We start from the raw sequence: 22,263 nt of genomic DNA on the forward strand, positions 1-22,263 counted from the left end.
CACGTGGGCATGGTCACCCAGCCGGCGGGATGACACCGGGCTCCCGCCTGGTTGACACTGATCGAGGGACAGCTCGTGCCGCCATGGACGGCGATGGGCTGTCCTTATTCATGTCCGTTGACTGTATCGATGCAGACAACCCTGGAGAGGAGAACCGTGCCCATCGCGCTGCTCGCGCTCGCCGTCGGTGCCTTCGGTATCGGCACCACGGAATTCGTCATGATGGGTGTCCTTCCGCAGACGGCCGCGACGTTCGGGGTGGACATCCCGACCGCCGGTCACCTCATCTCCGCCTACGCGCTCGGCGTGGTCGTCGGCGCGCCGCTGCTGACGGCGGTCGCCGTCCGGTTGCCGCGCAAGACGATGCTGCTGGCGATGATGGCGCTGTTCACGGCGGGCAACCTGCTGTTCGCCGTCGCGCCGAACCAGGAGTTCGGCGTGGTCTTCCGGTTCCTCGCCGGGCTGCCGCACGGCGCGTTCTTCGGCGCGGGCGCGGTCGTGGCGTCGAGCCTCGTCAAGCCAGGCGACCGCGCGAAGGCCGTGTCGCTGATGTTCCTCGGCCTGACCCTGGCCAACGTCGTCGGCGTGCCGCTGGGCACGCTGCTCGGCCAGCAGGTCGGCTGGCGCGCCACGTTCGCCGTGGTCGCGGTGATCGGGCTGGTCGCGGTGCTGGCGATCGCGAAGCTGGTGCCGCACCAGGGCCGCCCCGAATCCCCGTCCCTGCGCGGTGAGCTGGGCGCGTTCCGCCGCCCGCAGGTGTGGCTGGCCCTGGCGATCGTCACGTTCGGTCTGGGCGGCGTGTTCGCCTGCCTGTCCTACGTGACGCCGATGATGACCGACGTCGCCGGATACGACCCGCAGGCGGTGACGCTGCTGCTCGCGCTGGCCGGTGTCGGGATGACGATCGGCAACCTGCTCGGCGGGCGGCTGGCCGACAAGGCGCTGATGCCGAGCCTGTACGTGGCGCTGCTCGCGCTGGCCGCGGTGCTCGCGGTCTTCACGGTCACCGCGCACAACAAGGTCGGCGCGGCGATCACGATCTTCCTGGTCGGCGTCGCCGGCTTCATGATCGGCCCGATGATGCAGACCCGCGTCATGGTCAAGGCCGGCGGCGCGCCGTCGATGGTGTCGGCCGCGGTGCAGTCCGCCTTCAACGTCGCCAACTCGATCGGCGCCTACCTCGGCGGCCTGGTGATCGCGGGCGGGCTCGGCCTGGTCTCGCCGAACTGGGTCGGCGCGGGGCTGGCCATCGTGGGCCTGACGATCGCCGTGGTGTCCGGCTCGCTGGACCGCCGCGAGGAGGCCACGCGCGCCCCGGCGATGGCCGAGGCGTGAGTCAGGTGCCGAACGGCCCGTCGGTGATCGTGAAGGCCAGGAAGAGGATGAGCACGCCGAGCCCGGCGTAGCTGAGGACGTCCACCGGGCGGCCGCGGATGGCCAGCAGGCCGGCCCGCACGCCCGGCAGGACGGCCCGCAGGATCGCCGCCACGAGCAGGGCGCCGCCGATGATCGCGGCGCCCTGCCGCCAGTGGTACTGCCAGATCCGCACGCCCGCGACCGCCACCAGCAGCATCACCAGTGCGAACGGGAGCTGCTCCAGGAGAGCCGCGCGGTTACGCCGTGGCGAGTGCACGCTCGGCCGCCTCGACGACGTTGGTGACCAGCATCGCCCTGGTCATCGGGCCGACCCCGCCGGGGTTGGGCGACAGCCACCCGGCGACCTCGGCGACCGCCGGGTCCACGTCGCCGGTGAGCTTGCCGTCGACGTGCGAGACGCCGACGTCCAGCACCGCGGCGCCCGGCTTCACCATGTCCGGCTTGATCAGGTGCGGCACCCCGGCCGCGGCGATGACGATGTCCGCGCGCTTGACCTCGGCCGCCAGGTCCCTGGTGCCGGTGTGGCACAGGGTCACGGTGGCGTTCTCGCTGCGGCGCGTCAGCAGCAGCCCCATCGTGCGGCCCACGGTGACGCCGCGGCCGACGACGGTGACGTTCGCGCCCGCGATGGGCACGTCGTGCCGCTTGAGCAGTTCGAGGATCCCGTACGGGGTGCAGGGCAGCGGGCCTGCCTCGTTGAGCACCAGCCTGCCGAGGCTGACCGGGGCGAGGCCGTCCGCGTCCTTCTCCGGCGCGATGCGCTCCAGAATGCGGCCCGCGTCGAGGTGCTTGGGCAGCGGCAGCTGGACGATGTAGCCGTGGCAGGCCGGGTCGGCGTTGAGCTCGTCGATGACGGCCTCGAGCTTGTCCTGGCTGATGTCGCCGGGCAGGTCGCGGCGGATCGAGTTGACCCCGATCTTCGCGCTGTCCGCGTGCTTCATCCGCACGTACGAGTGCGAGCCGGGATCGTCGCCGACCAGGACGGTTCCCAGCCCGGGCGTCACGCCCCGCTCGGCCAGGGCGGCCACCCGCGGCTTGAGCTCTTCGAAGATGGCGTTCTTGGTCGCTTTGCCGTCGAGAACCGTCGCAGTCACGGCCCCCATTCTGGCAAAGGAATGAACGGGGCCTCACGCGAGGACGGCGGAGGACACTATGGGTAGTTCCGCTGAAACGCTTAGTACCTCGATTGATGTATCTGCACTGGTCATTGCCCCTATTGGTGCGGGTGGTGTGCAATCGGATCAGTGACCAGTCAAAATGGCCTGGTGGCGCAACCGACGACCCAGCTGAACGCGACCGAGCAGGACACCCTGGTCAAGCAGATCGGACTGGCCCTGCTGCGGGCCGCTCCGCGGGACTGGCGGCGGGTGACCGCGACCTACCGGGCGGTCGGCCGCTACCACGAGCTGTCCGGTGAGGTGCTCCTCGAAGACGGGTCGGCCCAGGAGTGGATGGCCACCCACGACATCGCCACGCTGTTCGGCCGGTTGCGGGCCGGGATGTACCGCGAGGGCCGCGGCACCTGGTTCAACGCGCGTTACCAGCTCGACCACCCATCGAGCTACAACCTGGAGTACGACCGCGACGAGCCGCGGTGGGACCTGATGCCCCCGCCGCAGGCCTACGCCGACGAGCTGCGGATGTTCCCGCGCTCCGAGGACAACGTGCCGGAGTGGCTGATGCGCCGCATGGCCGGGCTCGCGCCCGAGCAGCCCGGCCCGCGCTTCCGGATCGCCCGGATCTTCGACGGCCACGAGCCGAACGGCCGCCCGGTGCTCAACCGCCCCGAGCTGGACGCCGACGAGCAGCAGCGGGTGCTCGAATACCTGAACAACGCGCCGGTCGTGCGCGCCGAGCGCGGGTTCGACCTGGACCGGCTGGCGCAGCAGCCCGCCGCGACCGTGCCGGTGGCCTTCCACACCGACGGCGTGTGGATCTGGCCCGCGGCGGTCAACTACTACCTGCAGGAGTACGGCGTCGCGCCGGAGGCCGAGCTGGTCGCGCACATCGCCGCGGCCGGGCACACGCTGCCGGAGGTGCCGGAGCAGACCGTGCAGGCCGCGGGCGCGTACCTGAACCGCGGTCCCGCGCAGCCGCCGCGCCGGGTGCCGGAGCAGGCCGCGCCGCCGCCTGCCGAGCCCGCCGTTGGGGAGCCGGTCGAGCAGCCGACGACGCTGACGCCGGTGATCGACCCCGACGCCGGGCCGCCGACCATGCTGGTGCAGCCGCCGGTGAAGGACGCCGAGCCGGAGCCCGCGGACGAGGCCGGCGACGCAACCCGCAGCTGGGACGCGCGCGAGGCGTTCACGGACTCGCCGCACGGCGCGGAAGGGGCGCCGGAAGGCCGGACGTGGGAGCCGTCCTGGGAGCCGCGGGACGGCTCCGCCGCCGACGAGGAGCCCACGGAGGGCCGGGGCTGGGACGGCCGCGAGGCGTACGCCGCGCAGGAAAGCGCTGAGGCGCGTGGTTTGGCTGGTTCCGAGGCTCGCGGTGCTGGTCCGGAGGGGCCGGAGGCGCGTGGCGGCGGCTCGGAGGGTGCGGAAGCGCGTGGCTTCGGCTCGGAGGGGCGCGGCTTCGGCGGTCCGGAGGGGCCGGAGGGGCGCGGGCTCACCCCCGAGGCTCGCGGGCCGGAGCGCTTCGGCCAGGAAGCCCCCGAGGGACGCGGGCTGCCGCAAGGACGGCCCGGACCGGAATCCCGGGGCCAGGAACGCTTCGGCCAGGCGGGCCCCGAGGGCATCCCCGGCCAGGAGGGGCTCGCCGGGCCCGGCTTCGGCCACGAAGGTCCGGAAGGCCGTGGCAGCGGGCACGAGTCCCGTAACTTCGGCCAGGAAGCGCCGGAAGGCCGTGGCGCCGGGCCCGAATCGCGTGGCTTCGGCCAGGAAGCGCCGGAAGGCCGTGGCGCTGGGCCTGAGTCCCACGGCTTCGGCCAGGAGGCGCCCGAGGGGCGCGGCCAGCACGGTTTTGCCGCCCCCGAGGGGCGCGGCTTCGCCGGGCAGGAAGGCCCGGAGGGGCGCAGCACTGGACCCGACTCCCGCGGCTTCGGTCAAGAGGGGCCCGAGGGACGCGGCCAGCACGGTAGGCCCCACGAGGGCCCGGGGTCCGACCCCCGCGGCTTCGGTCAGGAGGCGTCCGAGGGGCGCGGCCAGCACGGCATGCCCCACGAAGGCCCCCGGTCCGAACCGCACGCCTTCGGCCAGGAGGCGCCGGAAGGGCGTGGCCAGCGCGGCTTCGCCGGTTCGGAGCGCTTCGGGCAGGAAGCTCCCGAGGGGCGCGGCCTCGACCCGCGTGGCCCGGAGCGCTTCGGCCCGGAGGGGCAAGCCCCCGGCCAGATGCCCGCCGCGGGGCTGGACGCCCGCCGTTCGGAGGGCTTCGGGCCGGAGGCACCGGAAGGCCGCGGCCAGCGCGGCTTCACCGGCCCGGACAGCCCCGAAGGCCGTGACCAGCGCGCCTTCGCCAGCCACGAAGGTCCCGACCAACGCGGCATCGCCGGCCACGAAGGCCCGGACCAGCGCAGCTTCGCCGGTCACGAAGGCCCGGACCAACGCACCTTCACCGGCCCCGAAGGCCCGGACCAGCGCACCTTCACCGGCCACGAAGGTCCCGACCAACGCGCCTTCACCAGCCCCGAAAGCCCGGAGGACACTCCCCCCGGCGCGGACGGTCGCTCGCTGGAGGGGCGTCCGGGCTTCGAGCGGGGCGGCGACCCGCGCGGTGGGTCCAGGGCGTTCGCGGGGCAGGCGCCGCGCGGTGGGCGGCCCTCGAGCGCCGACGGTCCGCCGACCATGCTGGCCCGCCCGGTGCCCCCGCCGCCCACCCCGGCCGAGCCGAAGCCGTCCGGCCCCACCGAGCCGGCGCTGGACAACCTGCGCTCGAAGCTCGCCGACCTCGGCGTTCCGGACGGGGCCTATCGCATCGGCGAGCCGGCCGAGCACGGCTGGAGCCTCGAGAAGGTCGACGACGGCTGGCGCGTCGGCTGGTACGACGAGGCCCTGACGAGCCCCGCGGTCTTCGGCGACGCCGACGACGCCGCCGCGTTCATGCTCGGCAAGCTGCTGCTCAACCCGGGCGGCCGCACCGCCCCACCGGCGCGGCCGGAGATGGACGCCACCGAGGTGCCGCTCACCCCGGCCCAGGAACAGGCCGAGCCGCAGCGGCACGACCTCCCGCGCGCGCTCAGCGACCGCCTCGACGAGCCGGAGCCCGCGGGCCCGCCCACGGTGCTGGCCGCACCCCCGGTCGCGCCGCCCCCGCCCGCCCCGCCGCGACGTGAACCGCCGCCGCGACGGGTCGAACCGGCCGCGCCCGCCCCCGTGGCGGCCACGGCCTCGGCGGCCTCCGGTGGCGGCAACCAGCAGTGGCCGATCCAGCCGCTGCCCGGCGAGCCGCCGCTGACCCTGTTCCGCGGCAAGGAAATGCGCGAACTGCCCGCGGGCAGCGAACTCGACCGCTTCGGCGGCCCGAACGGCAACCTGACCTACGCGGCCGGGACCCCGTTCGAGGAGCGTTCGCTGGTGCCGGAGTGGGTGACCCGCCCGTACCACGTGTACCGGGTGCAGCGGCCGATCGAGGCGCTCGCCGGCGTCGCGATCCCGTGGTTCAACCAGCCCGGCGGCGGCGCGGCGTACCTGCTGCCCGCGTCGATCGAGGACCTGCTCGCCTCCGGCGACCTGATCGAGCTCGACCCGGGCGAACCGCCGATCGACTAGCCCCGCCCCGGCGCACGGCCCGTGCGCCGCGGCACACGGCTGTCCATTGAGGGTGGTGGCGGGCTAGGACCGCTGCCCGCACCGCCACGCAGGCCCTTTCCGAAACGCCCAGCTCCAGCCCGGCGCGCGGCCCGGGGTCAGTCGACCACCAGGCCGTGCGCCGCGGCGAAGGCGACCGCCGTCCCCAGGTCGACCCGCGCGCCGCGCAGTTTCGCCTGCACCAGGGCGTTCGCGTCGAGCTTGGCGCCACGCAGGTCGGCGCCGGTCAGGTCCGCGCCGCCCAACCGGGCGCCACGGAAGTCGCTGTCCCGCAGATCGGCCTCGGTCAGATTCGCGTCCACGAAACTGGCCTCCCGGAACCGCAACCCGGACAGCGACCGGCGCCGCAGGTTCGCCCGGCTGAAGTTCGCCAGCGAGAAATCGCTGTCCCGCACCGACATCCCACGCAACCCACCGTCCACGAAGGACGATCCGAGCAACGAGCACGCGCTCCACGTGCTGTCCGCCAGCACCGTCCGGTCGAACACGCACGACCGGAACGCCGACGCCTGGTGCCGGGACTCCCCCAGGTCCGCGCCGGAGAAGTCGCACTCGTCGAACGTGCAGCCCTGCGTGACCAGCCGGCGCAGGTCTGCGCCGCTGAAGTCACACCGGCTGAACTGCCGCTTCTCCCACGTCGTCCCAGGCAGCACGGCGTCCCGGTAGTCCTCGGCGATCTCCATCCGGCGAGCTAATCACACCCGCCAGACCTGGCTGTCGACGTAGTGGTTGTCGTAGCGCTCCTGCGACTCCCGGATCTCCCGCGGGTCCGCCTCGCCGCGGTTGACCCGGTGCAGCAGCCGGTAGTAGTCGAACCGGTCCATCCCGGGCGTGAAGGTCACGAGCACGTCCGCGGGAGAACCGGCCGCGGGCGCGAAGGCGTGCGGCACCCGCGGCGGCACGGTGAGGAAGTCGCCTTCCCCGAGGGTGACCACCTCCTCGTCGAGCAGGACGTCCAGGCGGCCGCTCAGCACGAAGAAGACTTCGGTGGCCTTGGTGTGGAAGTGCGGCGGCGCGCCGGTGGCGCCGGGCTCGAACGTCGCCCGGTTGCTGGTCAGCGTGTCCGTGTCGGTGAGCAGCGTGATGCGGCTGCCCGGGGCGTCGGCGAGGACTTCGGCTTCGGTGGCGCGGATCAAGTTCATGCCTTCACTCTCGCCGTCCCGAACGCGCCGACCAACGACAAAACCGGGCGCGATCGATAACCTGGGTGTTATGGATGTGGAGCGGCGGGACATCGAGATCTTCCTCGTGCTCGCCGAGGAACTGCACTTCGGCCGCACAGCCGAGCTGCTGCGCGTCTCGCAGGCGCGGGTCAGCCAGACGATCCGCACGCTGGAACGGCGAATCGGCGCGCGGCTGTTCGACCGGACCAGCCGGCGGGTCGCCCTGACCGCCATCGGGCAGCGGCTGCGGGACGAGGTCGCGCCCGCCCACCGGCAGATCCAGGAGGCGTTCGAGCGGGCCAGAGCCGCCGGGCGCGAGCGGAACACCGTGCTGCGCCTGGGTTTCGCGGCGCCCGCGGTGGCCGACCTCATCGCGGACCGGCTGGAAACCGTTCGCGCACAGGGCTTCCACGTCCAGGTCAAGGAAGCCGCGTTCGACGATCCCCTGCGGTCGCTGCGGGACGGCGACGTCGACGCCCTGGTCACGCTGCTGCCGGAACCGGGGGTGGTGGTGCACACCGAGCCGCTGGTGCTGGCCGTGGCCGCGAAACATCCCTTCGCCCGCAAGGAATCCGTGTCGCTGGAGGACCTGGCGCGCGACACCGTGCTCCGCGCCGTCTGGCCGCCACAGCTGCCGTGGACCACGCCCGCGGGCCGTCCCATCGAACTCGGCCGCGCGCCCGGGACGATCCAGGAACTGTTCCTCGCCGTCGAAGCCGGTGAGGGCATCAGCCCGCTCGCCGAGCACGCGACGCGGTACTTCGCGCGCCCGAACCTGGCGTTCGTGCCGTTCTCGGACGCGCCACCGGTGGAGTGGAGCCTGGTGTGGCGCGAGGAGACCTCGGCGGTCCGCGCCCTCAGCTCAACCCGGTGACCCGCCGGGCGATCTCGGCGTCCAGCACGCCCTGGTCCCGCAGCAGGGGCGTGCGCGGGTTCCACCACGCGATCGCGGAGACCTCGTCCTCCCGCGGCGTCACCGCGGGCTCGGTCGCGAACCCCGTCCGGTAGACCGCGGCGTACTCGCGGCGCGCCGGGTCGCTCAGCACGAACCGGGCCACGGCGGCGAACCGCAGCCCGGTCACGACGATCCCGGTCTCCTCGGCCAGTTCCCGGACCGCGGCGTGGTGCGACGTCTCCCCCGGTTCGATCATCCCGCCGGGCAGCTCCCACTGCCCGCGCCGCCGGTCGAACACGAGCAGCACACGCTCGTCCACCTCGACGACCACCAGCGCGAGCGGCATCGGCACCGCGGGATCCGTCGACACCCCGAACCGCACGCTGACCAGGGTGTTCCCGCGCGCGTCGGTGATCGGCAGGCCGTTCACCGGAAGTCCCGCGACTTCGACGGCACCCGCATCGACAGGTGCTGCAACCGGTCCGCGCGCACGCTCACCACCCCGTCCGCCCGTTCGACCACCCCGCGGATCAGCATCGCCGCGCTGCCCCGCGCCACCCGGTGGTACCGGCGCCACAACCCGGCGCTGCACACGACGTTGACCATCCCTGTCTCGTCCTCGATGTTCAGGAACGTGACCCCGCCCGCGGTCGCCGGGCGCTGGCGGTGCGTCACCGCTCCGCCGATCAGCACCCGGGCGCCGTCTTCGACGTCCATCAGTTTTGCGGCGGGCACCACGCCCAGCGCGTCCAGCCGCTCGCGGATGAACTCCGTCGGGAAGCTGTCCGGCGACAGCCCGGTCGCCCACACGTCGGCGACCGCCTCGTCGATGTGGTCCATGCCGGGCAGCGTCGGCGCGTGCGCCCCGGCCAGCGTGACCGGCAGCTTCTCCGGCCGTTCCTGCGCCACCGCCCCGGCCGCCCACAGCGCGCGCCGCCGGTCGCCGTCGATCTCGCCGAACCGGCCGAACGCCCCCGCCGTCGCCAACGCCTCGATCTGCGGCGTGGTCAGCCGCACGCGCCGCGCCAGGTCGGCCATGTCGGCGAACGCCCCGCCCCGCTGCCGTTCCGCCACGATCTCCTCGGCGAGCTTCTGCCCGATCATCCGCACCGTGGCCAGCCCGATCCGCACCGCCAACCCGGACTCCCCGGGTTCGAGCGTCGCGTGCGGCAGGCTCGCGTTGATGTCCGGGCCGTGCACCGTGATGCCGTGCCGTCGGGCGTCGGCGACCAGCGACTGCGGCGAGTAGAACCCCATCGGCTGGGCCCGCAGCAGCGCCGCGCAGAACGCCGCCGGGTGGTAGCGCTTGAAGTAGGCGCTGGCGAACACCAGGTAGGCGAAGCTCAGCGCGTGGCTCTCCGGGAAGCCGAAGTTGGCGAACGCCATCAGCTTGTGGAAGATCCGCGCGATCAGCTCGTCGTCGAGGCCGTTGCGCCGGGCGCCGTCGTAGAACCGTTCCCGCAGCCGCTCCATCTTCCGCGTGGACCGCTTCGAGCCCATCGCGTGCCGCAGCTCGTCGGCCTCGGCGGCGGTGAAGTTCGCGACGTCCAGGGCGATCTGCATCATCTGTTCCTGGAACAGCGGCACCCCCAAGGTCTTGTCCAGCGCGTTGGACAGCAGTGGGTGGTCGTGCCGCCACTTCTCCTTCTTCGTGGCGCGCCGGATGTAGGGGTGCACCGAGCCGCCCTGGATCGGGCCGGGCCGGATGAGCGCGACCTCGATCGCCAGGTCGTAGAACGTCTTCGGCTTCAGCCGCGGCAGGGTCGCCATCTGCGCCCGGCTCTCCACCTGGAACACGCCGATCGCGTCCGCGCGCTGCAGCATCCGGTAGACCTCCTGGTCCTCCAGGTCCAGGTTCGCGAGGTCGACCTCGACGCCCTCGAACTCGCGCACCAGGTCGAGCATGTAGTGCACCGCGGAGAGCATGCCGAGGCCGAGCAGGTCGAACTTGACCAGACCGACGGAGGCGCAGTCGTCCTTCTCCCACTGCAGCACGCTGCGGTCGGCCATGCGCGCCCACTCGATCGGGCACACCTCGCTCACCGGCCGGTTGCAGATCACCATGCCGCCGGAGTGGATGCCCAGGTGCCGCGGGAAGTCCTCCAGCGCGGCGGCCACCTGCAGCACCGGCAGCGGGATGTCGTGATCGGTGTCGTCCTTGGTGTCGTGCAGCGGGCCCCAGCGGTCGATCTGCTTGCTCCACGCGTCCTGCTGGCCGGGCGAGTACCCGAAAGCCCTTGCCGCGTCCCGGATCGCGGACTTGGCGCGGTAGGTGATCACGTTCGCCACCTGCGCGGTGCGAGTGCGCCCGTACTTGCGGTAGACGTACTGGATCACCTCCTCGCGGCGGTCGGACTCGATGTCCAGGTCGATGTCCGGGTAGCCGTCCCGGTCCGGCGCGAGGAAGCGTTCGAACAGCAGTTTCCAGCGCACCGAGTCGACCTTGGTGATGCCGAGCGCGTAGCAGACCGCGGAGTTCGCCGCCGAGCCGCGGCCCTGGCACAGGATGTTGTTCTGACGGCAGAACTCGACGATGTCCCAGACGATGAGGAAGTAGCCGGGGAAGCCCAGCTGCTCGATGATCCGCAGCTCGTGCTCGATCTGGTCCAGCGCCTCCGGCCGGTCGCGGTAGCGGTGCGCGGCGCCGCGGTAGACCTCCTCACGCAGGAAGGACGCCTCGGTGTAGCCGGCGGGGACGTCGTAGGGCGGCAGCTCGGGCGCGACCAGCTTCAGGTCGAAGGCGCACTCCAGCCCGAGCAGCGCGGCCCGCTGCACCGCGCCGGGGTAACGCGCGAACCGCTGCGCCATCTCCTCACCGGACCGCAGGAACGACATGCCGGACGCGGGCAGCCAGCCCGCCATGTCATCGAGGCCGCGGCGGGCGCGGATCGCGGCCATCGCGCCGGCCAGCCGTCCCCGGTCCGGGGTGGCGTAGTGGGCGGCGGTGGTGGCCACGGTCGGCAGGCCCTGCTCGGCGGCCAGCGCGGCGAGGACGTCGTTGTGCACCCCGTCCTCGGGGTAGCCGTGGTCGGTCAGCTCGACGTACACCGAGCCGAACCGGTCGCGCAGCCGGCGCAGTTCGCGTCCGGCCGCCTCCGGGCCGCCGCGGGCCAGCGCTGTCCGGACCGCGCCCTTGCGGCAGCCGGTGAGCACCACGACCTTGCCCGCGACCTCGCTCGCGACGGCGTCCAGGTCGTACACCGGGCGGCCCTTCTCCGCCCGGTCCGCCGACGCGGCGTGGTCGTGCCCGGCGAGCTGCCCCGCGGTGATCGCCCGGCACAAGGCGGCATAACCGTCCTGCTGCTTGGCGAGCAGGAGCAGGTGCTCGCCCTCCGGGTCGGCGACGCCGTTCTGCGGGCCGGACAGGCCGAAGCTCAGCTCGGTGCCGAACACCGTGCGCACGCCCAGGTCGCGCGCCGCGTCGGCGAACCGCACCACGCCGTACATGCCGTCGTGGTCAGTGAGCGCGATCGCGTCGAGCCCCAGCCGCGCCGCCTCCTCGACCAGCTCCTCGGGGTGGCTCGCGCCGTCCAGGAAGCTGAAGTTGGAGTGGCAGTGCAGCTCGGCGTAGGGCACCCGGCGCCGCCCGCCCGCGTGGTCGTCCCCGCGCGGGGCCTCGACGGTGCTCGGCCGGACGTAGCCCTCCCGTTTCCGGCTCCAGGCGGGGCTGTCCCCGCCGTCGGCCGTCTCCGGTCTGCCCGCCAGCCTGCGCTCCAGCTCCTCCCAGGGGACGGGCGGGTTGTTGAAGCCCATCAGTCCACCGGGCGGCGCGGCACCGGGATCGGCAGCAGCATCTGCTCGTCCTCGACCGGGTCGAGCGACTCGACCACCTTGCGCGGCAGGGCCAGCCAGTGCTGCAGGTCCCGGAAGTACTCGTCGTCCATCAGTCGTACACTCCCTCCACTGTCCAATGCGGACTCGATCCGCCCACTCTCGTCAGCAGCACCACCGTTTCCGGTTCCCCGGCCAGCACCGCCTGCACCCGGGTGCGCACCCCGTCACCACCCGGCGTCCACCAGTGCGCGTCGACCAGCCACGGGCCTGCCCAGTCCAGGACCTCCCGCGGCGGGCCGTCGCCCACCGAAACCCGGTGCGGTGGTGCGGAAAGCTCCCGCCGCCGCGTGATGTGCACCTCCGCGCCCGAGGCGTCGAGGACGCGCGCGGGCAGCGGCTGCGCGTAGACCGTGGCCGGGGACGGCGCGGGCAGCCGTCCCGGCCACGGCACGTCCTGCGGGCTCTGCGCGGTCCGCGGGTCGCCCCACGGCACCAGCCGGACGCGCTCGGCCGGGCCGCGGCCGCCGTCGAGCACCGCGGTGAAGACGCTGTCCGGGCCGAGCAGGCCCTGCACCCGCACCAGCGCGCGGCCGGCCCGCTCGGTGGTCTCGTCGGACAGGCCGCGCAGGCCCTCCTGCCACAGCCCCAGCTGCAGCGAGTGCCCTTCGACGGTCTCCTCGGGTGCCAGCCGCAGCCGTTCCACCCCGGCGCTGGGCCGTTCGCCGGGCGCGGCGCGCAGCCAGCCCTCGAACTGCCAGCGCACGCGGTCCGCGATGCCCTGCGGCGTCAGCGGTTCCGCGCACCGCCACACGCGGCTCAGTTCCTCGCCGTTCTCGGTGGTGGCGTAGATGCCGAGGCGCGTGCAGGCCAGGCCGTGCCGGGCCAGGCCGCCGTGGAACCGCTCGGCGAGGGTGCGGGCCATGAACGCCGCGGCGTCGACCCGGTCCAGCGGCGGGTCGAAGGCCTTGGTGACGGTGAGCTCGGGCGGCGGCCGTCGCCGGTGCGGTGGCCGTTCGTCGAGACCGCGCGCCAGCCGGTGCGCGATCAGGCCCGCGCGGCCGAACCGTGCGGCGACGTCCCGTTCGGCGAGGTCGGCGAACGCGCCGAGCGTGCGCAAACCCAGGCGGCGCAACAGGTCCACCAGCTCGGCGCGGTCGGCGGTCGGCTGATCCAGCTCGTCGACCGGCAGGGGCGCGAGGAAGTCGGCGGCCCGGTCGCGGTCGACGATGCGGGACCGGTGGGCGGCCAGCGTCGCGGCGAACAAGCCGTCGGCGATCCCGATCTGGCACTCCACCTGGTGGGAGACGTGCTCGACGAGCAGTTCCGCGAGGCGCAGCTCGCCGCCGAAGTAGCCGGACGCGCCGTCGGCGGGCACCGCGACCAGGCCGGGGCGGACCACCTCGACCCCGACGACCAGCTCCTCCACGGCGGCCGCGACCGGCTCGAAGAGGCGCGCGTCGCGGTCCTCGTCCGGGCCGAAGACCTGGAGTTCCGGACAGCGGGACTGCGCGTCCCGGCGGCGCATGCCGCGCCGGATGCCGGCCGCCCTGGCGACAGCGGTGCACGCGACGACGCGGTTGGCGTGGAACACCGCGGCAGGCAGGTGCAGGGGCGCGCCGTCGGCCAGGCACGCGGCGACCGCGGGCCAGTCCGGGCACCAGAGAACCAGCATGCGCGGCGGTTTGTCTACAGTGGACATAGCGCGCTCCTCGCACCGCCGGGGCGTTGCGCCGGCTTGGGGTTTCGAGCTCGCGCCGCTCGCACGCCCGAGCGCGGAATTCGCGCACCACACTGCGGGACTCGCGCGCCGCGATCCGGCGCCCGCCCACCCGTGGGCAGGACTGGCGCGCCCGAGCGCGGAATTCGCGCCACCGAAGGCAGAACTCCCGGGCGGGAGTGCAGAACTCGCGCCACCGAAAGCAGGACTCGCGATCCGGCCGACCGGGGCCGCCCGGCGCACCTCCCGCGCCGGGCGACCCCGCGGCACACCCCGCCGGCCGCGCCACGGCAGGCCATCCCGCCGGCAGCCCCGCAGCACACCACCCCACCGGCCGCGCCACAGCACACCGCACGGCCAGCAGCCCCGCAGCACACCACCCCACCGGCAGCCCCGCGGCGCACCGCCCCGCCGGTGGCGCCGCGCCGCGCCACCGCCGTTCCCGAGCCGCCTGCGCGCCTCGGCCCGTGGCCCGAAGCAACGGCGCTCGTCCCCGGAAGATCGCCGCGCATCAGCCCACCTCCCTGGCCAGTTCGAGCACCGGCTCGGGTGCTGCTGCCGGGGCCCCCGCAGACCCCGGCAGCAGCAGATCCGCCCGCCGGGGCCGCGTCGCCGCGCCCCGGCCGGCACCCTGGACACGGACCCGCCGCTCACGCAGGTACCCGTGCCCGCCTTCGAGACCGGCCCAGCGGCCGGCCACGCAGTTCAGCTCCACCTCGGCGCCTGGCCACGGCCCGAGGGAGAGCAGCACGGCGCCCCGGTGCCGTGCCCGCGCCGAAAGGCGCCGTGCCTCCTGCGGCGCCGCGCCCCGAGCGGCGACCGCCACCACGTCCACCCCGTCCAGCAGCGCGCCGGTGACCGCGGCGAACTCGGCCCCTGGCCGCGGCACCAGCGCGAGCCGGCTCACCTCGACCCCGAGTTCCGCGGCGGCCACCAGACCGAGGTCCGGCATCCCCACCGCCGCGGCCCACGATCCGGTCGCCGTCGCCTCGGCCAGCAGCGCCAGGAGCAACGACGTCGATCCGCGCACCGCGATCGTGCTCCCGCGCCGCAGGCCCGCCGACGGCAGCAGGCGGCGCAACTCCGGCAGCACCGGCAGGACGCGCCCGGTCAGCTGGGCGTGCTCCGCCGCGGCGGCCACTCCGCTCGCCGTGCTCACCCCGGGCAGAGCTGCCAGTGTCGCGACCGACATGCCACCTCCCCACGACGCGCCTGCGAGAACCTGCGGACGTCACCGTGGGGAAGCCGGCGACTGTTCGAACTGCTGTTCGATGCGCCTAGTTTGCCTCGAACACCTGTGCGATGTCAAGCCGAGGTGCGGCCCTCCTCGTCACGCCGGGTGAGCACCAGCGGGCCGTCCTCGGTGATGGCGACCGTGTGCTCGGAGTGCGCCGTGCGGGAGCCGTCGGCCGACCGGATCGTCCAGCCGTCGGGGTCGTGGACGATGCGGTCGGTGGTGCGCGCGAACCACGGTTCGAGCGCGAGGGTCAGCCCGGGCCGGAGCTTCAGACCGCGGCCCGCCCGGCCCTTGTTGGGGACATGGAGGTCCTCGTGCATGGTGCGGCCGATGGCGTGACCACCGAACTCGGTGTTCACCGGGTAGCCGTACGCCTCGGCCACGGACCCGATCGCCGCCGAGATGTCACCGAGGCGGTTGCCGGGGCGGGCCGCCTCGATCGCGGCCTCCAGCGCCTCCTCGGTGGCGCGGATGATCCGCAGGTCCTCCTCGGCCGCGGTCCCGACGACGACCGTGCGCGCCGAGTCGGCCGCCCAGCCGTCGATGGTCACCGCGAGGTCCGCGGTGAGCACATCGCCGTCACGCAGCGTGTAGTCGTGCGGGAGGCCGTGCAGGACGGCGTCGTTGACCGACAGGCAGATGACGTTGCGGAACGGGCCCTCGCCGAACGACGGAGCGTAGTCCCAGTAGCAGGACTCGGCCCCGCGCCGCTTGATCATGCCGCGGACGTGGTGCTCCAGGTCCAGGAGGTTGACGCCTACGTCGGCGAGCCTGCCGACCTCGGTGAGCACCTCGGCCACGAAACGCCCGGTCACGTGCATGCGCTCGATCTCCGCAGGCGTCTTCAGTTCGATCACGGGTACCTCTTGTTCAGGGAACGGTATTGTTTGGACGGTATGATAATACCGACCATCGCGCCCCTCCATCCGGCAGAATCGACCTCATGACCGAGGTCCTCCGCTACACCGCGTTCAGCAGCGACCCCACCGGCGGCAACCCGGCCGGTGTCGTCCTCGACGCCACCGGGCTCACCGACAACGACATGCAGAAGATCGCCGCGGACGTCGGCTACTCGGAGACCGCCTTCGCCATCCCGGACGGCCCCCGCCACTACCGCGTGCGCTACTTCAGCCCGCTGGCCGAGGTCGCCTTCTGCGGGCACGCCACCATCGCCACCGCGGTCGCGCTCGCCGAACGGACGGGCACCGGCGACCTGCTCTTCGACACCCCAGCCGGCCCGATCACGCTCCGGACCAGCGGCGGAGACGCGATCACCGCCGGCTTCACCAGCGTCCCCGCCCGCTCCCGGCCCGCCACCGAGGACGAACTGAGCCAGACTCTGGACGCGCTCCGCTGGTCCCGCGACGACCTCGACCCGGCCTGGCCGCCGCACGTCGCCTTCGCAGGCAACGACCACCTCGTGCTCGCCGCCGCCACCCGGGACCGCCTGGCCCGCCTCGACTACGACTTCGACCGCCTCGCGGGCGTGATGCGCGAGCACGGCTGGACCACCGTGCACCTGTTCCACGCGCAAGACGAGAACGTCGTGCACGCCCGCGACCCGTTCCCGGTCGGCGGCGTCGTCGAGGACCCCGCGACGGGCGCGGCAGCCGCGGCCTTCGGCGGCTACCTGAAAGCCCTCGGCAAGGTCACCGAACCCCGGCGCCTCACGATCGTGCAGGGCGAGGACATGGGGCGGCGCAGCGAACTGCTCGTCGACGTCCACCCCGGCGACGAGCGGGTGACGATCACCGGGACCGCCACCCGGCTCTGAGCCGTCAGTGGGCGAAGTGGCGCGTGCCCGTCAGGTACAGCGTCACGCCGGCCTCCTCGGCCGCCGCGATCACCTCGGCGTCCCGCACCGAGCCACCGGGCTGGACGACGGCCTTCACGCCGGCGTCGATCAGCACCTGCAGCCCGTCCGGGAACGGGAAGAACGCGTCGGACGCGGCCACCGCGCCCTTGACCCGGTCACCGGCGCGCTGCACGGCCAGCCGGGACGAGTCGACGCGGTTGACCTGCCCCATGCCGACGCCGACCGTCGCACCGCCGCTGGCCAGCAGGATCGCGTTCGACTTCACCGCGCGGATCGCCCGCCACGCGAACACCAGGTCCGCGAGCGTGTCGGCGTCGGCGGCCTCGCCGGTGGCCAGCGTCCAGTTCGCCGGCGAGTCGCCGGGCGCGTCGATCCGGTCGACGGTCTGCACGAGCACGCCGCCGGAGATCGGCCGGAACTCGATCGGGTCCGCGTCGGTCAGCGCGGGCAGCTTCAGCAGACGCACGTTCTTCTTGCGCTTGAGCACGTCCAGCGCCTCGTCCTCGAAGTCCGGCGCGAGCACGACCTCGGTGAACACCTCGGCGATCTGCTCGGCGGCCGCACGGGTGATCGGCCGGTTCGCCGCGATCACGCCGCCGTAGGCCGACACCGGGTCGCACGCGTGGGCCTTGCGGTGCGCCTCGGCGATGTCCAGGCCGACCGCGATGCCGCACGGGTTGGCGTGCTTGATGATCGCGACCGCGGGGCCCTCGAAGTCGTAGGCGGCCCGGCGCGCGGCGTCGGTGTCGACGTAGTTGTTGTAGGACATGGCCTTGCCGTGCAGCTGCTCGGCGTGCGCCAGCCCGCCGCGCCAGTGCCGGTAGACCGCGGCGCGCTGGTGCGGGTTCTCGCCGTAGCGCAGCACTTCGCCGCGCTCCCAGGTGGCGCCGGTGAAGTCGGGGAAGCCGGAGTCGTCGGCCGGGGCGTAGGCGTTGGCGAACCACGACGCGACCGCGATGTCGTAGCTCGCGGTGTGCGCGTACGCCTGGGCTGCCAGGCGCTTGCGGTCGGCCAGCGCGAAGCCGCCGGCGCGTACCTGCTCCAGCACCCAGTCGTAGCGGGCCGGGTCGACCACGACGGCCACGTTGTTGTGGTTCTTCGCCGCGGCGCGGACCATCGCCGGACCGCCGATGTCGATGTTCTCCACGCAGTCCTCGGGGCTCGCGCCCGAGGCGACGGTCTCCCGGAACGGGTAGAGGTTGACGACCAGCAGGTCGAACGGCGCGATGTCCAGCTCACGCAGCTGCTCGACGTGCTCGGGCCGGTCGCGGTCGGCCAGCAGGCCCGCGTGCACCCGCGGGTGCAGCGTCTTCACGCGCCCGTCGAACGACTCCGGGAACCCGGTGACCTGCTCGACCGGCGTGACCGGCACCCCGGCGTCGGCCAGCGCCTTCGCCGTGCCGCCGGTGGAAACGATCTCCACACCCGCCGCGTGCAGCGCGGTGCCCAGCTCCAGCAGGCCCGTCTTGTCCGAAACGCCGATCAGCGCGCGCTTCACCGGACGCCGGTCTTCCACCGTCACCGCAACCTCACCTTCCGTCCCTCGACCGTGGCACCGGCCCGGCCGAGTCGTTCCACCACGTCCACGAGCAGCCGTCGTTCCACGACCTTGATCCGCTCGTGCAGCCTGTCCTCGTCGTCGTCCGGCTCGACCGCCACCGCCTCCTGGGCGATGATCGGACCCGTGTCGACCCCGGCGTCCACGAAGTGCACCGTGCAGCCGGTCAGCTTGACGCCCAGCTCCAGCGCGTCGGCCACGGAGTGCATCCCCGGGAACGACGGCAGCAGGGCCGGGTGGGTGTTGATCACGCGGTTCGGGAAGCGCGTGAGGAAGTTCGTCCCCAGGATCTTCAGGAAGCCGGCCGACACGACCAGGTCCGGCTCGTAGGCGGCGACCGCCTCGGTGAGGGCCTTGTCCCAGGCGTCGCGGTCCGGGTGGTCGCTCAGCCGGACGGTGAAGTACGGCACCCCGGCGCGCTCGGCGCGAGCCAGCGCCTCGACGCCCGTGCGGTCCGTGCCGACGGCGACGATCTTCGCCGGGAAGTCGATGCGCTCGGTCGCGTCCAGGAGCGACTGCAGCAGCGTGCCCGATCCGGAGGCGAGCACCACCAGCTTGACCGGGACGGGCAGTTCCAACCGGCTGGAGTTCAACGCCTCTCCTTCGCCCGTGCCTATGTCCCGACCAGACTAACTGGGCTCGTCGGGCTTCCCGTCGGTGGGCGGTTGCTCCTCGCTGTCGTCCGGCTCGTCCTCGGGCTCCTCTTCGGAGTCCAATTCCGGGTCCTCCTCAGCAGGCTCCCCGGCCTCTTCCTCGGCCTCGGATTCCAGCTCTTCGAGCTCGGCGTCGAGGTTCTCCAATTCGGCCTCGATTTCGGGCTCCACCTCGGGTTCTTCCGGCTCGGGCGCGGGCTCGGGACGCGCGTGGGGGCCGGCGAACCAGGCGATCAGACCGCCGGGCACCGCGATCCAGCCGAACGCGGCGACGGACACCAGCCCGACCGGGATGCTCACCGGGTCGAACGCGCCGCCGCCGAGCCTGCCGCCGGCGAGAGTGCCGAGCAACACACATCCGAACCCGACGAGCGCGCCCGCGATGCCGACGATCCGCAGCCGGGCGAGCGGGTTCTCGTCGGCGCGGCGCAGCGACCAGCCGAGCAGCGCGCCGACCCCGGCCGGCAGCAGCATGAGGACCGGCCACCAGGGCGCCGCGTGCTCGGGAACGCCGGCCAGCACCGGCAGGCCGGGCACCGGACCGCCGGTGAACGAGAACGCGCCTGCCGAGAACGACCCGATCGAGAAGCCAGGACCGGTGACGAAGGCCAGGCCGCCGACGACCGCGTTGGGCAGGTACCCCAGCGACAGCAACAGCATCCCGGCGCCGCTGCCGAACCCCGGCGCGTTCGCCGCGAACAGCTGGCGGATCGTGCCCGAGGCGAGGACCAGCGCAACGGTGTGCACGAGCGCGCCGACCGCGAGCAGCCCGGCCAGGCCCAGCGCGCCGGCACGCAGCCCGCGCACCGCGAGCGGGTCCAGGTAGTCGTGGACAGCTGCCGCGCCACCGGACTGCGACGCCGCTCCGGCCGCGGCGGCGACACCCGCGAGAACCGCGGGCACGGCGAACGCGGACAGCGGCTCGACGCGCACTCCGGCGCTGTCGTCGAACAACGCGATCCCCAGCCCGGCGAGCGCGTGCCCGCTGGTCACCGCGGCGATCAACGGCACGGTCGCGCCGGGCTCGGCATAGCCGAGACGCCGCGTCGCGGTCGCCGCCGACCGGGCGACCAGCGCCAGCGCGCCGATCGTCGCCAGCAACGGCAGCACGCCGAGCGGGCGCCCGGCGATCTCCACGGGCACCTGGTAGGCGGCGAGCCAGCCCGGCCCGGCCGCACGCAGCACCCCGCCGATCGCGGACTCCCCCGCCGGGGCCATGGCCGTGACCAGCCCGAACAGGGCCGCGACCACGACGTACCCGGCGACGATGGGACCGAGGACCGCCGCGGCGAACACCCTCGCCCGGACGACCGGTGAGCGCTCGCCCCGGTGTCCCGGGTCCGTCACCCCTTTCCCGGATCGGCGGTACGAGGTGAGCACCTGCATGCTTCGCACCCTCGCACCAACACTGCTCCGCCCGGGTGAGCCACGCCGTTCCTCCCTCATGCGGGTTAAGCCACACGAGGGCGGTGTCACACGCGAACTGAAAAGCGCCCCTTCCCGGACCGGGAAGGGGCGCTCCTGCGCGGAAGATCAACCCTGGGGGCTGCCACCGGGCGGGGTGCCGGGGTGCTGGCCCTGCTGGCCCTCGGGCTTGGCCGCCGGGTTGTAGAACTGGCCCTGCTGCGGGGCGTACACCGTGGACTGCTGCTGCGGCGGCGTCACCGGCGGGCCGTACTGGGTGCCCGACGGGCCGCCCTTCTGCTCACCGGGGCCCTGGCCGAACTGGCCCGGCTGACCGTAGGGCTGGCCGTACTGCGGCTGCTGCGGCTGCGGCATCTTCAGCACACCCGCGTCGAACAGCAGCGCCGCGACCGCGACCAGCATCTGCAGGATGCCGAGGATCAGGATCACCGTGTAGATGCCCGGGGTCTCGGCCTGCTCCGGGATGTGCACGACCACCAGGATCGCGGTGAGCGCGCCGAGCACGCTGAACAGCACCGCGAACGGGAGCGTCCGCGGGCCCCTCGGCAGCACCGCCAGGCCGGCCAGCAGGCCGCCCACGAGCAGGAACAGGACCGGCTGGTCGGCGCCCTGCGCTTCCTCGGAGAAGCCGATGAAGTAGTTCACCAGGCCCAGCAGGGCGATGAACAGCGTCAGGATCATGCTCAGGTTCGCCGGCGACAGGCTCGGGCCCTGCTGCGCCGGGGGCTGCTGCTGGGGGAACCCGCCGGTCCCCGGGGGCTGGCCACCGCCGCCCTGCTGCGGGTATCCCGGTCCACCACTGGGGAACGTCATCGCGCTTGCTCTCCTGTCTTCGCCCGAACCGGGGTGCCGATATGTCCGGGAACGATGCAACACGTCCCGGGGTTCCCGGTCACCCCATCCGGCTATCCGACGTGCCGGGGCGGCAAACGGTTGCGTCGAATTTCGGGGGCCGGGAAGCACGCAGGCCGGGCACCGCGAACGGTGCCCGGCCGGCGTGTGGACCGCTAGGTCAGTGCAGGTTCTCGTACAGCTCCCGGGCCAGCGCGGCGGTCTCGGACGGCGTCTTGCCGACCTTCACGCCCGCGGCCTCGAGGGCCTCCTTCTTCGCCTGCGCGGTGCCGGCCGAGCCGGACACGATCGCGCCCGCGTGACCCATCGTCTTGCCCTCGGGGGCGGTGAAGCCCGCGACGTAGCCGACGACCGGCTTGGTCACGTTCTCCTTGATGTAGGCCGCGGCCCGCTCCTCGGCGTCGCCACCGATCTCACCGATCATGACGATGACCTCGGTCTCCGGGTCGGCCTGGAAGGCCTCCAGAGCGTCGATGTGCGTGGTGCCGATGACCGGGTCGCCACCGATGCCGACGGCGGTGGAGAAGCCGATGTCACGCAGCTCGTACATCATCTGGTAGGTCAGCGTGCCCGACTTCGACACCAGGCCGATCTTGCCAGGGCCGGTGATGTTGGCCGGGATGATGCCCGCGTTGGACTTGCCCGGCGAGATGACGCCCGGGCAGTTCGGGCCGATGATGCGGGTCTTGTTGCCCTTGGCGACCGCGTGGGCCCAGAAGTAGGCCGAGTCGTGCACCGGGATGCCCTCGGTGATCACCACGGCGAGCGGGATCTCGGCGTCGATGGCCTCGATGACCGCGTCCTTGGCGAACTTCGGCGGCACGAAGATGACCGACACGTCGGCGCCGGTCTCCTTCATGGCCTCCTCGACCGTGCCGAACACGGTGAGGTCCTTGCCCGCGATGGTGACGGTCTGGCCCGCCTTGCGGGCGTTCACGCCGCCGACGATGTTCGAGCCGGCCTGCAGCATCTTGGTCGCGTGCTTGGTGCCCTCGGACCCGGTGATGCCCTGAACGATGATCTTGCTGCTGGAATCGAGGAAGATCGACAT

Annotated in this window: 19 protein-coding genes; 4 read left to right on the top strand and 15 right to left on the bottom strand. The window is 73.2% G+C overall.

Annotated features, from left to right (window positions below):
* Positions 1-156: 156 nt before the first annotated feature.
* Positions 157-1,335, top strand: a complete 1,179-nt coding sequence (locus tag ACCP09_RS34755) for an MFS transporter (protein WP_027932542.1) — start codon at positions 157-159, stop codon at positions 1,333-1,335.
* A gap of 1 nt (position 1,336) precedes the next feature.
* Here the strand turns inward: ACCP09_RS34755 and ACCP09_RS34760 are convergent, their stop codons facing one another.
* Together ACCP09_RS34760 and ACCP09_RS34765 are read right to left on the bottom strand one after the other, a co-directional pair.
* Entirely contained in the window at positions 1,337-1,633 is a 297-nt protein-coding gene (locus ACCP09_RS34760; protein ID WP_027932543.1) for a DUF3017 domain-containing protein, read from the bottom strand.
* Entirely contained in the window at positions 1,614-2,480 is an 867-nt protein-coding gene (locus ACCP09_RS34765; RefSeq protein ID WP_208722364.1) for a bifunctional methylenetetrahydrofolate dehydrogenase/methenyltetrahydrofolate cyclohydrolase, read from the bottom strand. The genes ACCP09_RS34760 and ACCP09_RS34765 overlap by 20 nt, the downstream gene beginning before the upstream one ends.
* A 162-nt stretch (positions 2,481-2,642) precedes the next feature.
* Between ACCP09_RS34765 and ACCP09_RS34770 the strand changes: the two genes are divergently transcribed.
* The gene (locus ACCP09_RS34770) at positions 2,643-6,083 is read left to right on the top strand and encodes a glycohydrolase toxin TNT-related protein (protein ID WP_433753052.1); all 3,441 of its coding nucleotides are present in this window, start codon (positions 2,643-2,645) and stop codon (positions 6,081-6,083) included.
* A gap of 137 nt (positions 6,084-6,220) precedes the next feature.
* Here the strand turns inward: ACCP09_RS34770 and ACCP09_RS34775 are convergent, their stop codons facing one another.
* Positions 6,221-6,805 (bottom strand): pentapeptide repeat-containing protein, encoded by a 585-nt coding sequence (locus ACCP09_RS34775; protein ID WP_433753054.1) that lies wholly within the window; start codon positions 6,803-6,805, stop codon positions 6,221-6,223.
* 12 nt (positions 6,806-6,817) lie between these two features.
* The gene (locus tag ACCP09_RS34780; protein WP_123683938.1) at positions 6,818-7,264 is read right to left on the bottom strand and encodes a cupin domain-containing protein; all 447 of its coding nucleotides are present in this window, start codon (positions 7,262-7,264) and stop codon (positions 6,818-6,820) included.
* A gap of 70 nt (positions 7,265-7,334) precedes the next feature.
* Here ACCP09_RS34780 and ACCP09_RS34785 point away from each other — a divergent pair, with 70 nt between their 5' ends.
* Positions 7,335-8,159, top strand: a complete 825-nt coding sequence (locus tag ACCP09_RS34785; protein ID WP_433753057.1) for a LysR family transcriptional regulator — start codon at positions 7,335-7,337, stop codon at positions 8,157-8,159.
* Here the strand turns inward: ACCP09_RS34785 and ACCP09_RS34790 are convergent.
* The 6 genes from ACCP09_RS34790 to map all read right to left on the bottom strand — a co-directional run bounded on the left by ACCP09_RS34790 (position 8,143) and on the right by map (position 15,765).
* Positions 8,143-8,610, bottom strand: a complete 468-nt coding sequence (locus ACCP09_RS34790) for an NUDIX hydrolase (RefSeq protein WP_027932549.1) — start codon at positions 8,608-8,610, stop codon at positions 8,143-8,145. The two genes, ACCP09_RS34785 and ACCP09_RS34790, sit on opposite strands and share 17 nt — an antisense overlap.
* Positions 8,607-11,933, bottom strand: coding sequence for an error-prone DNA polymerase (locus ACCP09_RS34795; RefSeq protein WP_433753059.1), 3,327 nt, complete (start codon positions 11,931-11,933; stop codon positions 8,607-8,609). The genes ACCP09_RS34790 and ACCP09_RS34795 overlap by 4 nt, the downstream gene beginning before the upstream one ends.
* On the bottom strand, positions 11,933-12,064 hold the full coding sequence (locus tag ACCP09_RS34800) for a hypothetical protein (RefSeq protein WP_020420077.1): 132 nt from the start codon (positions 12,062-12,064) through the stop codon (positions 11,933-11,935). Before ACCP09_RS34800 ends, ACCP09_RS34795 begins: the two co-directional genes overlap by 1 nt.
* The gene (locus ACCP09_RS34805) at positions 12,064-13,626 is read right to left on the bottom strand and encodes a DNA polymerase Y family protein (protein WP_433753093.1); all 1,563 of its coding nucleotides are present in this window, start codon (positions 13,624-13,626) and stop codon (positions 12,064-12,066) included. Before ACCP09_RS34805 ends, ACCP09_RS34800 begins: the two co-directional genes overlap by 1 nt.
* A gap of 556 nt (positions 13,627-14,182) precedes the next feature.
* Positions 14,183-14,863, bottom strand: coding sequence for a hypothetical protein (locus ACCP09_RS34810; RefSeq protein WP_020420075.1), 681 nt, complete (start codon positions 14,861-14,863; stop codon positions 14,183-14,185).
* A 113-nt stretch (positions 14,864-14,976) separates the two neighbouring features.
* The gene (gene map, locus ACCP09_RS34815; protein ID WP_433753061.1) at positions 14,977-15,765 is read right to left on the bottom strand and encodes a type I methionyl aminopeptidase; all 789 of its coding nucleotides are present in this window, start codon (positions 15,763-15,765) and stop codon (positions 14,977-14,979) included.
* Between the two features lie 86 nt (positions 15,766-15,851).
* On the opposite strand from map, the gene ACCP09_RS34820 reads away from it, so the two are divergent.
* Entirely contained in the window at positions 15,852-16,682 is an 831-nt protein-coding gene (locus ACCP09_RS34820; protein WP_433753063.1) for a PhzF family phenazine biosynthesis protein, read from the top strand.
* 4 nt (positions 16,683-16,686) lie between these two features.
* Here the strand turns inward: ACCP09_RS34820 and purH are convergent, their stop codons facing one another.
* The 5 genes from purH to sucD all read right to left on the bottom strand — a co-directional run bounded on the left by purH (position 16,687) and on the right by sucD (position 22,263).
* Positions 16,687-18,246, bottom strand: coding sequence for a bifunctional phosphoribosylaminoimidazolecarboxamide formyltransferase/IMP cyclohydrolase (gene purH / locus ACCP09_RS34825; RefSeq protein ID WP_027932554.1), 1,560 nt, complete (start codon positions 18,244-18,246; stop codon positions 16,687-16,689).
* A complete protein-coding gene (gene purN, locus ACCP09_RS34830) occupies positions 18,243-18,860 on the bottom strand; it encodes a phosphoribosylglycinamide formyltransferase (protein WP_027932555.1) in 618 nt (205 codons plus the stop codon). The genes purH and purN overlap by 4 nt, the downstream gene beginning before the upstream one ends.
* Before the next feature lie 51 nt (positions 18,861-18,911).
* Positions 18,912-20,321: a cell division protein PerM gene (locus ACCP09_RS34835; RefSeq protein ID WP_433753065.1), complete on the bottom strand. Its 1,410-nt coding sequence runs from the start codon at positions 20,319-20,321 to the stop codon at positions 18,912-18,914.
* 147 nt (positions 20,322-20,468) lie between these two features.
* Positions 20,469-21,173: a DUF5336 domain-containing protein gene (locus tag ACCP09_RS34840; protein WP_123683945.1), complete on the bottom strand. Its 705-nt coding sequence runs from the start codon at positions 21,171-21,173 to the stop codon at positions 20,469-20,471.
* Between the two features lie 199 nt (positions 21,174-21,372).
* The gene (gene sucD / locus ACCP09_RS34845) at positions 21,373-22,263 is read right to left on the bottom strand and encodes a succinate--CoA ligase subunit alpha (RefSeq protein WP_017986721.1); all 891 of its coding nucleotides are present in this window, start codon (positions 22,261-22,263) and stop codon (positions 21,373-21,375) included.

Source organism: Amycolatopsis sp. 3B14, assembly GCF_050958625.1.
GTDB lineage: Bacteria > Actinomycetota > Actinomycetes > Mycobacteriales > Pseudonocardiaceae > Amycolatopsis_E > Amycolatopsis_E thermoflava.

Coding starts and splice junctions, on each gene's coding strand:
- ACCP09_RS34795 (WP_433753059.1), bottom strand. CDS start 11,933: ATGGGCTTCAACAACCCGCCCGTCCCCTGGGAGGAGCTGGAGCGCAGG.
- ACCP09_RS34835 (WP_433753065.1), bottom strand. CDS start 20,321: ATGCAGGTGCTCACCTCGTACCGCCGATCCGGGAAAGGGGTGACGGAC.
- ACCP09_RS34780 (WP_123683938.1), bottom strand. CDS start 7,264: ATGAACTTGATCCGCGCCACCGAAGCCGAAGTCCTCGCCGACGCCCCG.
- ACCP09_RS34775 (WP_433753054.1), bottom strand. CDS start 6,805: ATGGAGATCGCCGAGGACTACCGGGACGCCGTGCTGCCTGGGACGACG.
- ACCP09_RS34820 (WP_433753063.1), top strand. CDS start 15,852: ATGACCGAGGTCCTCCGCTACACCGCGTTCAGCAGCGACCCCACCGGC.
- ACCP09_RS34765 (WP_208722364.1), bottom strand. CDS start 2,480: ATGGGGGCCGTGACTGCGACGGTTCTCGACGGCAAAGCGACCAAGAAC.
- ACCP09_RS34840 (WP_123683945.1), bottom strand. CDS start 21,173: ATGACGTTCCCCAGTGGTGGACCGGGATACCCGCAGCAGGGCGGCGGT.
- sucD (WP_017986721.1), bottom strand. CDS start 22,263: ATGTCGATCTTCCTCGATTCCAGCAGCAAGATCATCGTTCAGGGCATC.
- ACCP09_RS34810 (WP_020420075.1), bottom strand. CDS start 14,863: ATGTCGGTCGCGACACTGGCAGCTCTGCCCGGGGTGAGCACGGCGAGC.
- ACCP09_RS34800 (WP_020420077.1), bottom strand. CDS start 12,064: ATGGACGACGAGTACTTCCGGGACCTGCAGCACTGGCTGGCCCTGCCG.
- ACCP09_RS34785 (WP_433753057.1), top strand. CDS start 7,335: ATGGATGTGGAGCGGCGGGACATCGAGATCTTCCTCGTGCTCGCCGAG.
- ACCP09_RS34805 (WP_433753093.1), bottom strand. CDS start 13,626: ATGCTGGTTCTCTGGTGCCCGGACTGGCCCGCGGTCGCCGCGTGCCTG.